We start from the raw sequence: 15,358 nt of genomic DNA, 5'->3' as shown, positions 1-15,358 counted from the left end.
ACATCTTATTTTAAATACTAAATTTAAAATACAGTTGCTATTTTGGTTTTATCAAAAGTTTTTATATACATTTACTTAAACAATTCTTAAAATTTAATTAAAATTTTAACTAGTTATGAGAAAAATTATACTAAGAAACGGCATTTTTGGTGGTTTAATTGTTAGTTTATCTATGATATTTGTAACATTAAGTATGAAAGCCGATCCAACTGTTGAACCTAATATGATTCTGGGTTTTGGAGGAATGTTTTTAGCATTTATTTTTGTTATTCTTGGAGTTAAACAGCAACGCGATGCTAACAATAACAGCATAACTTTAAAAAAAGCTTTTATTACAGGAGTTTTAATTTCATTGCTAATTTCTACAATTTATGTAGTGATTTGGTTAATTATATATTACAATTTCTTTCCAGATTTTATGGAAAAATTTGGCGAAATAGCATTAAAAAATGCTAAACCAGAAGATCTTGCAAAGGAAACTAAAGATATTAATCACATGAAAGAATGGTATAAAAATCCTATAATGATAATTTTATTAACCTATTTAGAAATTTTTCCATTAGGTATTTTGGTTTCTGCAATTGCTGCATTGGCTTTAAAACGAAAAAGTCTGATTTAAATTAAAAAAGGTGCAAATAAATTTGCACCTTTTTTATAAATAAAAGATTTGAAAACTATTTTTTATCTCTAGTAAAATCAAATTTTTGACCACCAATTTCTAGTATAAAAGAATCGTTTTTAGCATTAAATTGAAGAATAAGTTGTGCTTGCTCATAAATAAATTTTCCATTTCCTTTTCCTTCTAAAGGAATAGTTGGTTGTCCTGTTGCATTTAAAACTAAACTGCCATCTTCTTCTGTAGTAGTAATTTTAATTGGAATTTGTAAACTAGAAAATTCTCCCAAATATTGATCTAAAACAACACCTTTTTCAATACCATTTTTAGCATTTGTCCAAACATTATTTTCGTCATTACTGTCTGGAAATGCATTTTCTGGATCAAGAGTTATTGTGTCTAATTCTTCAGTAGAATTGAATTTAAATGTCCAAGAAGTATTTCTCTTCCATATTTCTACAGGCAAAGTCATTCTAGAAGTTATTCCGCTTTTAGTTTTAAATTCTACTACAACTGGCATTGGCATTTTATCAAGGTTATCAACAGTAATTAAAGCACCATTTTTAGCATCATTTTTTACATATTTTACTTTTGTAATTGCTTGATCTAAACTCCAATTATTTACAAACCAACTTCTCCAAAACCAACTTAAATCTTCACCAGAAACATTTTCCATAGTTCTAAAAAAGTCATCTGGCATTGGATGTTTGTATGCCCAACGAGTAATATAAGTTGTTAAAGCTTTGTCAAAACGTTCAGCACCAAGTATTTGATTTCTTAAAACTTCTAATCCTGAACCTGGTTTAAAATAAGCTAGAATTCCAAGATTAGCTTCTTTTAAGTTATCTGGTGCAGCCATAACTGGTTCCATTTCTGGATTCGTTAATTGTCCAGATGCTTGATGCATATTAGTTATTGGTTGTTTGTATTCTCCATTATTAAAATCTTGCGAACTTAATCCGTTTATAAATGTATTAAAACCTTCGTCCATCCAAGCAAATAAACGTTCGTTAGAACCAACAATCATAGGAAACCAAATGTGTCCAAATTCATGATCAGTTACACCCCAAAGTGCAGCACCTTTACTTTCATATCCACAAAAAACAATTCCTGGATATTCCATTCCGCCTTCATTTCCTGCTACATTTGTTGCTGCTGGATATGGATATTCAAACCATCTTTTGGAATAATTTTCTATAGAAGCTTTAGTATATTCAGTACTTCTTTCCCAAGCATTTCCTCCATTACTTTCGCTAGGATAAGCAGAAATTGCTAGAGATTTTTTTCCACTTGGCAAGTTAATTCTTGCAGCGTCAATAATAAATGATGCCGATGAAGCCCAAGATGCATCACGTGCATTTTTAAGTTTAAATTTCCAAGTTAAATTGGTTTTTCCTGTTGGACGAGAACTAGCATTGGTAACTTCTTCAACCGTTCTAATCATTACTGTTTTATCACTAGTTTTAGCAGTTGCCCAACGTTTTTGTTGTTCTGTAGTATAAACTTCGGCTGTATTTTGCAATTCTCCAGAACAAACTACAATATGATTTGCTGGTGCGGTTATTGAAATATCATAATCACCATATTCTAAATAAAACTCGCCTGCGCCAACGTATGGAAGTGTATTCCAACCTCGAACATCATCATATACGCACATTCTTGGATACCATTGTGCAATTGTAAAAATTTTACCATTTTTAGTATCTAAAACTCCTGTTCTGTCTGAACCATATAGTGGAGAAATATAAGAAAAGTCTATTTTTAATTTTACAGAACTGCCATTTGCTTTTAATTCTTGTGGTAAATCTACTTGCATTCTTGTATCAGTAATTGAAAATGTTGCATTAGTTTCAACAGATTTTCCGGCAACAACTGAAATTATTTTAACTGATTTTATTTTAAATCCTCCATCAAAATCTTGACCTTTTGCTCCGTTTCTACTTCCTTTTACAGAAATAATTGCGTTGCCACGAGAATCTTTTTTAAATAAATTTTGATCAACATTCATCCATAAAAAACCCAATTTGTCTGGACTATTATTAGTGTAGGTTAAAATTTCTGTACCACTAATTTCATTTGTTTGATCGTTTAAGGATACAGCCAAATTATAATCGGCTCTATTTTGCCAATATTTTGCTCCAGGTTGACCACTTGCCGATCGAGTTTCGGTTGCATTTTTAGTATAAAAATTATTTCCAAAAGCTTCGTTATAATTGTAACTACTTGTTGGTTTTGCTTCTTGTGCAAACGCCGAATTAAATCCTAAAAACAAAGCAAAAAGTGTAAATGCTTTTAAAAAAATGTGTTTCATATCATTGAAAATTAGCTTTAGCAAATAAAAGAAATATAATGCAAATACCATCTATTTCATATAATTTAAAAATTAGTAGTACTAAACTTTATTTTGTTACGTTATTTTTTAAAATAGTTTTAATTTTAACATTTTAAATTAACTTTAGAAACTAAATTATATAAATATCTTGACAACATCCATTTCAAACTCTAAATACACTGCAACTATTGATTTAAAAGGAGCAGAACTCGTGTCTTTTAAAAATCACGTTACCAACAAAGAATATATGTGGGAAGGAAATCCTGAATTTTGGGGAAAACATTCGCCAATACTATTTCCAATTGTGGGTACTTTAAAAGATGATTCCTATTTTTATGAAGATACTAAATATGAATTACTAAGACATGGATTTGCAAGAGATAGAGAGTTTAAAGTAATGTATCAAAAAGATGATTTTGTACTTTTATCATTGAAATATGATGAAGAAACATTAAAAGTATATCCTTTTAAGTTTAAACTAAAAATAGGTTTTAATTTAAATGATAATTTATTGGCATACTTCTGTGAAATAGATAATTATGACACTATAAATATTCCATTTAGTTTTGGTTTACACCCAGCATTTGCTTTAAAAGGAAATTTTGAAAACTATTCGTTACAGTTTCAAGAACAAGAAACCTTAGAATGTTTTACGTTAGAAAACGGTTTGTTATCTGATAAAAATTATGAAATTGAATTACTAGATAAAAATTTAGCGCTACAATATTCTAAATTTGAAAATGATGCTCTTATTTTTAAATCATTAAAATCTAAAGAGATAACAATTTTAGAAAATGATAAAGAATATATTAAATTAAAGTTTCCAAAATTTAAAAATCTTGGAATTTGGACCAAACAAGATGCACCATTTATTTGTATAGAACCTTGGGATGGTTATTCTGATAGTATAAATAGTAATCAAAATTTATTTGAAAAAGAAGGAATTCAAATTTTGGCTCCAAAAGAAAGTCAGAATTATCAATTTATCATTGAAATTTTATAAATTCACAAAAAATATTTTTATGTTAATCATTAATTTTCATCCGTTTAAAAATTTAGAAACTAATCGTTTACTATTGCGAAGGGTTTCTACTGATGATGTTGCAGAAGTTATGGAACTTCGTGGCGATAAAGAAACTATGAAATACATTCCAAGACCTTTAGTAACAAATAAAGATGAAGCTTTGGAACACATAAAAATGATTGATGACAAAATTGAATCTAATATTGGAATAAATTGGGCAATTACCGTAAAAGGAAATCCTAAATTAATTGGTATTATTGGTCATTATAGAATTCAACCAGAAAATCACAGATGCGAAATTGGTTATATGATTCTGAAAGAATATTGGGGAAAAGGCATTATTTCTGATGCAATAGATGTGGTTTTAAAATACGGATTTGAAGACTTACACATGCATTCTATAGAAGCAGTTATTGATCCAGATAATGTTGCGTCTGAAAAAGTTTTACTAAAAAATAATTTTGTAAAAGAAGCACATATACTTGAAAATGAACTGTATGATGGTAAATTTTGGGATACTGTAATTTATTCAATACTGAAACGAAATTTTAATATGAAACTGAAATAAATTCAGTTTAAATAAAACCTATATATGAACGAATTTGAAAAACAATATGAAGAGTTACAAAATTTTCTAAAATTTGAAGACTATTCTATTCTAACCAAGAGAATTATTGATTTAACTTTAGATACAGAAGATGTAAATCAATATAAAAAAACCAATGAATTTTTAATTTGGTTAGACACAAATGAGAGTTTGATTGAACAAAAAAAGGAAAAATACAATATAATTTTATCCGATTTATATAGTGTTTTAAGCAAAAAACCACTAGCTCAAAAACAAGTTTTAGTAACAACTTCTGGCTTACAAAAAAGCTATGGAATTTCTAGTTTTGGACTTGGACCAATAGAATTAGAACTTAAACAAGGTGAAATTCTAGGATTAGTTGGAGAAAATGGAAACGGAAAAACAACTTTACTACGAGCTTTATGTGGCGAATTATTTCCAACTAACGGAAAAGTAAATTATCATTTTAGTTATACTGATCGTTTTGATTTAAGAACGCAACTTGTATATATTCCGCAACGAACTGATACTTGGTATGGCTCAATGTTTGAAAATTTACAATTTACAGCTTCAAGTTACGGTTATAAACCAGAAGAAAATGAACTAATTGTAGAATTAATTATTGCTCGTTTGGGTTTACGAAAATTTAGAAATCACGCTTGGAAAAGTTTATCGTCTGGATATAAAATGCGTTTTGAATTGGCAAGAATGTTACTTCGCAAACCTAAAATATTATTGATAGATGAACCACTTGCCAATTTAGATATTCTTGCGCAACAAACTGTTTTAGAAGATTTTAAATCTATTGCTAAATCGCCTTTTAGACCAATAGGAATAGTATTGAGTTCGCAACAATTGTATGAAGTTGAAAAAACATCAGACCAAGTAATTTTCTTAAAACACGGAAAACAAAAAAATCTTTACGAAAAATCAGTTTCAGCTGATGAAGTACAACCAGAAAATAATTTAGTACTAGAATTTGAAAGCAGCTTTACACAAAGTCAACTTGGCGAGTTATTTAAAACCTTAGAAATGATTTCATTACAATTTAATGGTGGAACTTATATTGTAACTTTTCCAGAGAACTATTCGGTCTACGATTTTATGCAATTGGCAATTTCTAATAAAATTCCGTTGCAGTATTTCAGAAATATATCTAATTCTACACGTCGCTTTTTTGTCTCTTAAATCTAAAAACTATGTTCGCAACTATTCAAAAATACCTTCTAATAAATTATCCTTTGCTTTGGAATACTAAAATTGTTCCAGTTGTATTTTACGGATTACTTTTTCATATTATATTTTTTACACTTGGCTATTTCAATGGTTCAATAGATTTTACAGAATCTGAAAGTAATTACGGCTTTAATACCAACGATGGAACAATTGGTTTTTTATGTGTTTTAGTAACCATTTTGTCTTTAATTGTTTGGGCAGTTTACTATTTTAAAAACAATGCATTAAAATCTTTTTATCCTAAAGGTAATTTTTCATTATTTAAAGAATGGTTATTAATGTTACTTGGTTGTATATTTTTAGTAACCTATATGACTACTTATTTTTATGGAAAAGATGTAAGAGTTAGAAGTTATTACAGCGAAAGTGACGCTAAAAAACGTTGTGAAACTTTAAGTCTTGGTTCTTATTTTGTAGACGGATCTTATGAAAATTATTATAATGAATATGATAATGACAATTACGAATCAGTAACAGTTGATAGTGCAGCAGTTGTAGATAAAAACAGTACTTCATTTTTTAATTATCAAGGAAAAAAATATTCTTATAATTCATTAATAAATAAAAATTTAAACAGCTATGTTTTTTTTAATCGAGATGAAGATTCTATCAATAAAAATCGAATTAGAAATTGGCTGGTAAACAATGAAAAAGACTCAGTTAAAACATTGTTTAAAAATTATTTAGCCATTGCAAAAGAGCATAAATTAGATGCAAGTATTGACGAAAATAAATGGTTAGATTTAATTTATGATTATCCAACATTTGAAAAATACAAACTCATTGGCGGTGAAGCTATGGAAGTTTATTACCCAAATAACAATCCAGGTGAATCAAATTATGATGCTGAAGATCAATTTCTTACTACAATAAAAGGAACAGAATATGTTGTAAATAAATATTACGTTCCAGAGCAATCACTAAAATTTGCTTACTCTAAAATTGCCGATTCTTATGTAAAACCAATAATTGGTTGGGAAACCTATTTAATATCGCTTTATGTTGCACTTGGAATTTCGTTATTACTATTCTCGTTCAGAATAACATCTGGAAAAAGTTGGTTAATTGCAGTAGTTTCGCTTGGAGTTTTAAACATCATTATCGGAATTTTATCAGCAATTTCATCGTCAGAATACGTCTATTTAATATCAATTTTGGTAGTTTTTCTTATACTTTTAATTTACTTTTTTGTCATACTCTATAACAATAAAGGAAAAAAAATGTCAGCAATCACTATAAACGCAATGCTTTGGATGTTGCCAGCATTTGGTCCAATTGTGTATTATTTAATACTTCAAGCTGCGAAAGAAATTTCTGGTTACAATAATTATTATGGCACAATAAATACTGAAAACTTCCCTAAAATAAACTTTTTACAAGACAACGGATTATTGTTAATGTATCTAAATTATGTTTTAATAATTATAATAATGCTTTTATTATCTAAAAAGTTTAAACAATGGCGTGGCGTTGCCGAAAGCTAAATTTTTATCAGTATTTATGCTAATGAATATCAGAAGCAATTTGGCTTGGGCTTTATTAAGTATGGAAATTCCTGCTGTACGTTCTATCTTTTTTTAATTGCCTTGAGAAAATCTCAAGGCAATTAAAAAAAGGATGCCACTTCCATCAGGGCTAAAAATTTTTGTCTTTATTGTTTATTCATTTTTGGCAAAGTTCTAACGTATAAATTTTCAACTTTAGTTCTTGCCCAATCGGTTTTTCTAAGAAAAGATAAACTAGATTTTACACTCGGATTTTCAGTAAAACATTTAATTTTAATCAATTCGCCAAGTGTGTCAAATCCGTAAAAAGCTTCAAGATCTTCAACCATTTTTAAAAGTGTAATTCCGTGAAGTGTATCTTTAGATTTTTCCATTTGGCAAATTTATAAAATAAATTGTAGTTTCATTCAATAGTTACTACATTTGCACAGCTATGATAAAAACTGCCAATATTCTCAATAAAAAAGCCAAATTCGATTATGAAATTATCGAAACCTTTTCGGCAGGAATTGTTTTAACTGGAACCGAAATAAAATCTATCCGATTAGGAAAAGCCAACATTACTGAAAGTTTTTGCGAATTTAACGATGGTGGAGAATTATTTGCCATAAATACATCAATAGAAGAATACGCTTTTGGAAACCAATTTAATCATAAAGCTCGAAGCGAACGCAAATTATTACTTAATAAAAGAGAATTAAAATCACTTTCAAGAAGTGTAGAAACTAAAGGTTTAACCATTATTCCATTACGTTTATTTACAAGTGAAAAAGGTTTGGCAAAATTAGAAATTGCACTTTGTAGAGGTAAAAAAACATACGACAAACGCGAATCTTTAAAAGAACAAGATACTAAACGCGATTTAGCTAGAATAAAAAAAGAGTTTAATTAGAGTTAAACTCTTTTTTTTATAAAATTTATGACTAAATTTGTCAAGAATTAATCAGTCATTAAGTATGAAAAATTTATTAAAAAACGCAAGAGAATTAAAAGGATTAAAAACTCGTGAATTGGCGCAGCTTATACAAATTGATCAAGCATTAATAAGTAAATACGAAAATGGCTCACGCAAACCAACTAAAGAACAAATATTAAAACTATCTAAAGTCTTAGACATAGACTATGAAACCTTAATGATTGCTTGGCTAAAAGAAAAAATTCTTCATGAAATTGGCGATGATGATTTAGCTTTAAAAGCAATGAATATGGTTCAAGAAGATAGATTAGAATATCAATTACTTACACCTACATTATCAAATACTTTGCAATTATTAATAAATGAAATTGATATTTTAAAAGTACAATTAGAAAAATTTAGACAATTTGATAGTTTTAGAATAGCTCAAGCATTAGAACTAGAATACACTTTTGAAAGCAATAGAATTGAAGGAAACACTTTAACACTTCGGGAAACAGATTTAGTCGTTAATGAAGGATTAACAATTTCTGGAAAAAGTATGCGTGAACATCTTGAAGCAATTAATCACGTTGAGGCAATTGGTTATATTAAACAATTAATAGACCAAAATTTTTCTTTTAATGAAAGAGAAATTTTATGTATTCATAATTTAATATTAAGAGGAATTATTCCAGAAGATGCAGGAAAGTATAGAAAAGTTCAAGTAATGATAAAAGGTAGTAGTTTTATGCCACCTCAACCCTATATTGTTCCAAAAGAAATGGAAGATTATTTTATTTGGTATGAAACCCATAAAAAAAGACTACACCCAGTAATTCTTGCTGCACAAATGCACGAAAAATTGGTAACAATTCATCCATTTATAGATGGAAACGGTAGAACATCAAGATTGGTTATGAATTTAATTTTACTACAAAACGGATTTGTAATTGCCAATATAAAAGGAGATTACGAATCTAGAATGAAGTATTACAACGCGCTAGAAATTGCACAAACTAAAGGAAATAATCATGATTTTTTACTATTTATTGCAACTACAGAAAAAGAATGTTTAGAACGTTATTTAAGCATAATTAGTCAGTAATTTTAAAACAAAAACCCATTAAAAATATTTTCTTAATAGGTTTATTTATTTACATTATAATTGTGTCTATTTAAACCCAACAATTTGTTCTTCTGTAGCAATAATTTCGTCTACATATTTTTTATAATCTGCATATTCTGCAACCGAAATATTATCCCAAGGTGTTGCTACTGTTCTTACTACTTTTAAAGAATTTGGTTTAACCAATTCAAATTTTATATCATATTTATGATTTTTATATTGATATGATTTATTCTCTGGAACTTCTGTAAACTTTTGATTTTCTGGTATGTTTAAAATAATGGTATTGTCGTAATTTAAACTATTTTCATAACTAAAATATTGAATATCATACTTTCTAGTTTCAAGCGCAATAATATCTCTAGTGTACACTTTATCGAGAAATGGAAGTTCTGTAATTTTTAAATTTCCTACCGATTTTAATTTTTCTGCAATAGAAAATTTGGTTTCAAATGTAATGTCTTTGTCAAATGTTTCATTGGTTATAACCTTTGCCGATTGAAGTGAAACTACTTTTTTAGTATTGTTATTGTATTCTTCTTCAATTTTTTTCTTTCTAACATCTTCTGTTGTTGCAGTTGAAAACAATTCGTTATAATAGGATTTATTTGATCCTTGAACTGTAAATGTATTAGTAAAATTTTTAGATTTATCGTCAATATTAATAACTGTTGTAGTTGAATTTACATTTTTTACAGCATTATCAAACGGAATATTAATGATTTTAGATTTCTCGTTTTCTGCTTTGTCAAATGAAATTACTAGTGCATTTGCTTTATGTAATGAATTTGGCAATGCTTTAAATGGCAAATATTTATCAGTCAATTCAAGGAAATAATCTTTACCATCAAGTACCACTTTCACAATACAATGGTTAAAATCATTAGATGGAAGTAACATTGAAGTAAATCCGTTATCGTTAGTTGTTACCAAAACCAAATTGGCTTTTAAACCTGCAAGTTCGCTAAAGGCAACAAATAATGTTGATACATCTTTACAATCGCCAAGTTTTGTTGTAATAGTTTTGGATGGTTTTTGAGGAACATATCCACTTTGTCTAAAATCTAATGAACTGTATGTTATGTTGTTTCCAATGTAAGCGTATATTTTTTTAGCAATTTCTTCTTGCGATATTCCTGCAACTCCTTTTGGAAAAATTTCTGCAAATGATGCTTTGGTTATTTTATCAATTTTCAAACTTTTCTTCACTAAATCTGAATACCAATTAGAAATTTCTTTCCAAGATTTAATGGTTGAAATTCTAATTGTATTAGTCAAATCGCTATATGCTGGAGAATAAGATTCGTTTAGAGCCATTGCCGGAACATTGGTTCGTTTCCAAATCATACATGTTTTACTATTTACTTTTTTAGTTGTAGATGGAACTGTACCGTTTATAAAATCTGAAATATATTCTGTTCCTTGCGGATAAATAAATCCAAATATTGCTTCAACTTCTGGATAAGAACTATTGAAATAACATGACAAATCGAAATCTTTATAAAATCTACCTGATGAATTTTCATATCTTTCATATTGAACAAAAATTACATCACCCACTTTTAAATCTGTAAAAACTAATGTTCCATCGCCTTCTTCTGCTGGTACAATTGAACCATCAATTTTTACAATTTCCGATTTTAAAATGGTATTACTGTATGAATCAATAGAATACTCTTTCATTTCTTCAATTCCTTTCTCTGAAGTAATTTCATAAACAAAATTAACTTTAGATTTTCTTCCACCTTCTGGTAAAACATTTACAATATATTCATCTAGCAAAGTTGTTACACCATAATCTCCTTTTAAAGTTGTGTTTCTTCTTTGTTTTATTAATTTATAAATATCTTTAGTGGCAACTTCTTCAATTTCATCTGGAGTTTTTGTAATATCATACAACTGTTTTCTTAAACTACTGTTTCCAGAATCGTGCGATAATGATTGTCTAAAATATTTTTCTGCCTGTACAAGATTGTTTTGATTGTTATAAACAGAACCTTTCATTTTCATAAAAGAAAAAGAATATGGGTAATTTAATAATGCTCTATCAATTTCTTTATGCGCTTCGTCATATCGTTTATCATCAATTAAAATTTCAATATAATCTCTTCTAACTCCATTAGAATAAGCATATCTATCTTTAATGTCTTTAACTATTTTTTCTACATCTTCTTTTCTATTAGCGTCTTTATAATATCCTAATAATTGATTTAAAGCAGTTAAATTATCTTTTTTAGCAACTAAATCTTCAAGCATTTGAATGGTTTTTGCCTTGTCATTTTTCAAACTTTCATAAACACTAGAAAATGAAGTGATATAAAATTCGTTGTTATTTGATTTTGCAAATAAATCTTCAACTCCTTTTAACATTAGGTTAATATCAGACTTTCTTGATGCCAAAATAAAATCATATAATATTAAAACCATATCCGATTTTATACTCTTAGCTTTGTCTCTAAACTTTTCAAGCTCAACAATATTTGCACTTTTTAACCAGTCTTGATCTTGTACTTTCTTTAAAATGGTGTAGTAATAATTTTCATCATTTACTTCCATATTTTTAGAAATTTCTTCTACTTTTTGCTCTTCTTTTTTGTTAGCATAGTTGGTCATTTGCATCACCTGAATCAACGATGATTTTGGGTATTTCTTAACCAAATTTTCTAAAACATCGAATGCTAAATCATTTTTACTATTGTTAGAATACGCTTCAAAAAGTAAAATTTGATACAAAACGTTATCTGGATTTGCAGTTATTTTATTTTTAAAAAATTCTTCAAAATCTGGATTTACTTCAACTGGATTTAGTTTTTCTAAAGTTGATTTATTGTAAGTTTTAAAGGTGTCGTAATATTTTAAATCGTTAATTTTTGCATTACTTTCATCTGTTAAAGACATAAAAAAGTTGTCATTACTAGAATTTGTAGAAAATTTTACTAACAATCTATTGATACCTTTTGATAAATTGAATTTTAATTTAAAAGCATTTAAATCTGTATTTTCTGCTGTATTATTTACATAAATTTCTACATCATTTACAAATATTTTAATTGATGAGCTTGTTCCAAATGTTAATTGTACAGTTCTATCAACTGCCGATTCTACAAATACTTGCGAATACATAATTCCGTTACCATATTCTGCTTCGTTGGTATAAAAATGATAACCTTCATTTTGTTTGTCTAAAGGAATATACCAACCTACTTTTCCGTTACTATTGGCATTAAAAAGCTTGTCATTATTGGCATACAATTCTGGTTCATATTCTGTTTCTAAACCACTATCGTTAAGATTTTCAAAAACGCCACAATATTGCCAGTCTTCAATAGCATTTAACTTTTTCATTTGACTGTAATAACTGTCTATATTTTTTCGCTTTCTATCGCAAACTCCTTTGTAATAAATAACTAATAAATCGTTAGAAAAAGTTTCACTTGCTGCTAGTAAATCTATTTTTTTATATGTAAAATCGTTAAAACCATTGGAAACAGAATTATCCATCATAAATGGTTTGTACCACAACGGATATAAATATTCTTTTTGTTTACAATTGGCAATAAATTTTTGAAGATAAGTATCGTCAAATGAAAGTTGACCTAATTCATATTCTAACATGCCATCTAAAACTAGATAATCAACATTAGTACTAATTTTAGATTTTAATTCTTTATCAAATAATTTACGTGCATCTTCACGTTTATTGGCTAACAATAAATCCCAAACCTTTTTTTCGGAAGTTTGAGCAAATGAAATTGATACAAATAACAAGCAAACAATAATAATTTTCTTCATTGATTCTTATGGTTTTATAATTTTTTGGTAGTTGTTTTTTAATTTATAAATTGTCGTCGAATATACAAATTTTAGATAAAAATTTGTAAGTATTAATTTTTATTTTCTAGAAGTGGTACAAATTTAAAATCACCAAATTCGTGTTTCTCAAATTGGGTTTCGTTTTTTCTAATTAACATTGTCATAATTTGCTCTTTTTCGCCAAGCGGAATAACAAGCTTTCCTCCTATTTTTAATTGAGCCATAAGTGGTTGCGGAATAATTGGTGCGCCAGCAGTTACAATTATACTATCAAATGGTGCATAATTTGGTAAACCTTTGTAACCATCGCCAAACGATAAATGTTTAGGTCTTATTCCTAATTTTGGTAACAATAACGATGTGGTTTTAAACAACTCATTTTGACGTTCTACAGAATATACTTTTGCGCCAAGCAAACATAAAACGGCAGTTTGATAACCACTTCCAGTTCCAATTTCTAGAATTTTATCTTCTTTTTTTACTTCTAATAACTGACTTTGAAAAGCTACAGTATAAGGTTGCGAAATAGTTTGACCAGCACCAATAGGAAACGCTTTATCTTGATAGGCAAAATCTTCAAAACTAGAATTTAAAAATAAATGTCTCGGAATTTTTTTAATTGCTTCCAACACATTTTTATCAGTAATTCCTTTGTCTTCAAGAATTTTAGCTAGTTGATTTCTAAGTCCTTGATGCTTGTTAGTATTGTTCAATTGGGTAGTAAATTAGTTTTCGTAAAAATAAAGTTAAAAATTCCAAAAAGCAAATTCCAAATTCCAAATAATGCAATCTTTTATAAACGTTGGAATTTAGAATTTCAATATAGAAATTTCATATTTAATATAATAATTTGAGAATATTGGAATTTGGAATTTCAATATTGGAATTTCTTACAAAATACATCGATTTGAGAATGTTGGAATTTGGAATTTTCAATATTGGAATTTCTTTTATAATTTGTACTTTTGATAAAATTTAATTTTATGCTAAAAGTTGGCGTTTTAGGTGCTGGTCATCTTGGAAAAATACATTTACGATTATTACAACAATCAGAAAAATATGAATTGGTGGGTTTTTATGATGAAAATCACGAAAATGGAGCCAAAATTGAAGCTGAATTTGGTTACAAACAATTTGATACCATTGCAAGATTACTTCATGCTGTTGATGTTATTGATATTGTTACTCCTACTCTTTCTCATTACAAATGTGCCAAAGTAGCTATAAAAAGTGGCAAAAATGTTTTTATAGAAAAACCAATTGCAACCACAGTTCTTGAAGCTGAAGAAATTATTGCTTTGTCTAAAGAATACAATGTAAAAGGTCAAGTTGGTCATGTTGAACGATTTAATCCTGCGTTTACTGCTGTAAAAAATATGATTGAAAATCCAATGTTTATAGAAACGCATCGCTTGGCAGAGTTTAATCCTCGTGGTACAGATGTTCCTGTAGTTTTAGATTTAATGATTCACGATATTGATGCTATTTTAAGTGTTGTAAAAAGTAAAGTAAAAGCAGTTCACGCTAGCGGAGTTTCGGTTTTGAGTCAATCGCCAGATATTGCTAATGCTAGAATTGAATTTGAAAATGGTTGTGTAGCCAATATTACTTCTAGCAGAATTTCTATGAAAAACATGCGTAAATCACGTTTTTTTCAAAAAGACGCATACATTTCTGTTGATTATTTAGACAAGGTTTGCGAAGTCGTAAAAATGAAAGAAGCACCAGAAGTTCCAGGCGATTTTGATATGATTTTACAAAATGCCGAAGGCGATAAAAAACAAATTTATTTTGCCAATCCAGATGTAGAACCAAATAATGCCATTCTAGATGAATTAGAATCATTTGCAGATGCAATAAATAATAATACAACTCCAATTGTAACATTGGAAGATGGAACTGAAGCTTTGCGAGTTGCTTATATGATTATTGATTCAATGGAAAGTAGATAATCATGAAATCGCAATTCAATATAGTTTCATATTTTATTCCTTTATTGTTTTTGTTTGCAATTGGTTACATTGCGTTAAATTTAACTAATATTGGAGAAGGCTTTAATACTGTTTTTGGTGCATACATAGTTTACATTTTATTGATAATTGCAGCCATATTATGCTTTTTTGAAATACGAAATAAAATAATTTATTGAGTTATTAATTTAAATTCCGTATATTAGTCCCATTAAATACTGATACATGGATAATTTTAAAGGTCAAAACATACTCAATCTAGTAAAAGAA

The 15,358-nt window shown here is 28.0% G+C and carries 12 protein-coding genes; 8 read left to right on the top strand and 4 right to left on the bottom strand.

Going from position 1 to position 15,358, the window contains the following annotated elements:
* Positions 1–115: 115 nt before the first annotated feature.
* Positions 116–619, top strand: a complete 504-nt coding sequence (locus ACH2BC_RS11140) for a DUF4199 domain-containing protein (protein WP_395054079.1) — start codon at positions 116–118, stop codon at positions 617–619.
* Positions 620–674: 55 nt separating this feature from the next.
* On the opposite strand, the gene ACH2BC_RS11135 is transcribed toward ACH2BC_RS11140, so the two are convergent.
* Positions 675–2,927, bottom strand: coding sequence for a M1 family metallopeptidase (locus ACH2BC_RS11135; protein ID WP_395054078.1), 2,253 nt, complete (start codon positions 2,925–2,927; stop codon positions 675–677).
* Positions 2,928–3,096: 169 nt separating this feature from the next.
* On the opposite strand from ACH2BC_RS11135, the gene ACH2BC_RS11130 reads away from it, so the two are divergent.
* Genes ACH2BC_RS11130 through ACH2BC_RS11115 form a run of 4 tightly spaced genes read left to right on the top strand, consistent with a single transcriptional unit; the run spans position 3,097 to position 7,260 of the window.
* Positions 3,097–3,951, top strand: coding sequence for an aldose 1-epimerase family protein (locus ACH2BC_RS11130; protein ID WP_395054077.1), 855 nt, complete (start codon positions 3,097–3,099; stop codon positions 3,949–3,951).
* 19 nt (positions 3,952–3,970) lie between these two features.
* On the top strand, positions 3,971–4,540 hold the full coding sequence (locus ACH2BC_RS11125; RefSeq protein WP_395054076.1) for a GNAT family N-acetyltransferase: 570 nt from the start codon (positions 3,971–3,973) through the stop codon (positions 4,538–4,540).
* Between the two features lie 24 nt (positions 4,541–4,564).
* Entirely contained in the window at positions 4,565–5,728 is a 1,164-nt protein-coding gene (locus tag ACH2BC_RS11120; protein ID WP_395054075.1) for an ATP-binding cassette domain-containing protein, read from the top strand.
* 11 nt (positions 5,729–5,739) lie between these two features.
* Entirely contained in the window at positions 5,740–7,260 is a 1,521-nt protein-coding gene (locus ACH2BC_RS11115) for a hypothetical protein (protein WP_395054074.1), read from the top strand.
* 167 nt (positions 7,261–7,427) lie between these two features.
* Here the strand turns inward: ACH2BC_RS11115 and ACH2BC_RS11110 are convergent, their stop codons facing one another.
* Complete coding sequence (locus tag ACH2BC_RS11110) at positions 7,428–7,655, bottom strand: VF530 family DNA-binding protein (protein WP_395054073.1); 228 nt, start codon at positions 7,653–7,655, stop codon at positions 7,428–7,430.
* Positions 7,656–7,714: 59 nt separating this feature from the next.
* Here ACH2BC_RS11110 and smpB point away from each other — a divergent pair, with 59 nt between their 5' ends.
* Entirely contained in the window at positions 7,715–8,173 is a 459-nt protein-coding gene (smpB, locus tag ACH2BC_RS11105) for an SsrA-binding protein SmpB (RefSeq protein ID WP_395054072.1), read from the top strand.
* A gap of 64 nt (positions 8,174–8,237) precedes the next feature.
* Positions 8,238–9,284, top strand: coding sequence for a Fic family protein (locus ACH2BC_RS11100; RefSeq protein WP_395054071.1), 1,047 nt, complete (start codon positions 8,238–8,240; stop codon positions 9,282–9,284).
* Between the two features lie 66 nt (positions 9,285–9,350).
* Here ACH2BC_RS11100 and ACH2BC_RS11095 read toward each other — a convergent pair whose 3' ends face one another.
* Both ACH2BC_RS11095 and ACH2BC_RS11090 read right to left on the bottom strand, forming a co-directional pair.
* Complete coding sequence (locus ACH2BC_RS11095; protein WP_395054070.1) at positions 9,351–13,097, bottom strand: transglutaminase domain-containing protein; 3,747 nt, start codon at positions 13,095–13,097, stop codon at positions 9,351–9,353.
* Positions 13,098–13,189: 92 nt separating this feature from the next.
* A complete protein-coding gene (locus ACH2BC_RS11090) occupies positions 13,190–13,831 on the bottom strand; it encodes a protein-L-isoaspartate(D-aspartate) O-methyltransferase (RefSeq protein ID WP_395054069.1) in 642 nt (213 codons plus the stop codon).
* A 270-nt stretch (positions 13,832–14,101) separates the two neighbouring features.
* On the opposite strand from ACH2BC_RS11090, the gene ACH2BC_RS11085 reads away from it, so the two are divergent.
* The gene (locus ACH2BC_RS11085; protein WP_395054068.1) at positions 14,102–15,070 is read left to right on the top strand and encodes a Gfo/Idh/MocA family protein; all 969 of its coding nucleotides are present in this window, start codon (positions 14,102–14,104) and stop codon (positions 15,068–15,070) included.
* Positions 15,071–15,358: the final 288 nt, after the last annotated feature.

The sequence above is a fragment of the Flavobacterium sp. genome (genome assembly GCF_043760115.1).
GTDB lineage: Bacteria > Bacteroidota > Bacteroidia > Flavobacteriales > Flavobacteriaceae > Flavobacterium.
The sequence above is the reverse complement of the archived record's forward strand: the minus strand, read 5'-3'. Positions and strand labels throughout refer to the sequence as shown.

Coding starts and splice junctions, on each gene's coding strand:
- ACH2BC_RS11135 (WP_395054078.1), bottom strand. CDS start 2,927: ATGAAACACATTTTTTTAAAAGCATTTACACTTTTTGCTTTGTTTTTA.
- ACH2BC_RS11120 (WP_395054075.1), top strand. CDS start 4,565: ATGAACGAATTTGAAAAACAATATGAAGAGTTACAAAATTTTCTAAAA.
- ACH2BC_RS11140 (WP_395054079.1), top strand. CDS start 116: ATGAGAAAAATTATACTAAGAAACGGCATTTTTGGTGGTTTAATTGTT.
- ACH2BC_RS11095 (WP_395054070.1), bottom strand. CDS start 13,097: ATGAAGAAAATTATTATTGTTTGCTTGTTATTTGTATCAATTTCATTT.
- ACH2BC_RS11100 (WP_395054071.1), top strand. CDS start 8,238: ATGAAAAATTTATTAAAAAACGCAAGAGAATTAAAAGGATTAAAAACT.
- ACH2BC_RS11085 (WP_395054068.1), top strand. CDS start 14,102: ATGCTAAAAGTTGGCGTTTTAGGTGCTGGTCATCTTGGAAAAATACAT.
- ACH2BC_RS11110 (WP_395054073.1), bottom strand. CDS start 7,655: ATGGAAAAATCTAAAGATACACTTCACGGAATTACACTTTTAAAAATG.
- smpB (WP_395054072.1), top strand. CDS start 7,715: ATGATAAAAACTGCCAATATTCTCAATAAAAAAGCCAAATTCGATTAT.
- ACH2BC_RS11115 (WP_395054074.1), top strand. CDS start 5,740: ATGTTCGCAACTATTCAAAAATACCTTCTAATAAATTATCCTTTGCTT.
- ACH2BC_RS11125 (WP_395054076.1), top strand. CDS start 3,971: ATGTTAATCATTAATTTTCATCCGTTTAAAAATTTAGAAACTAATCGT.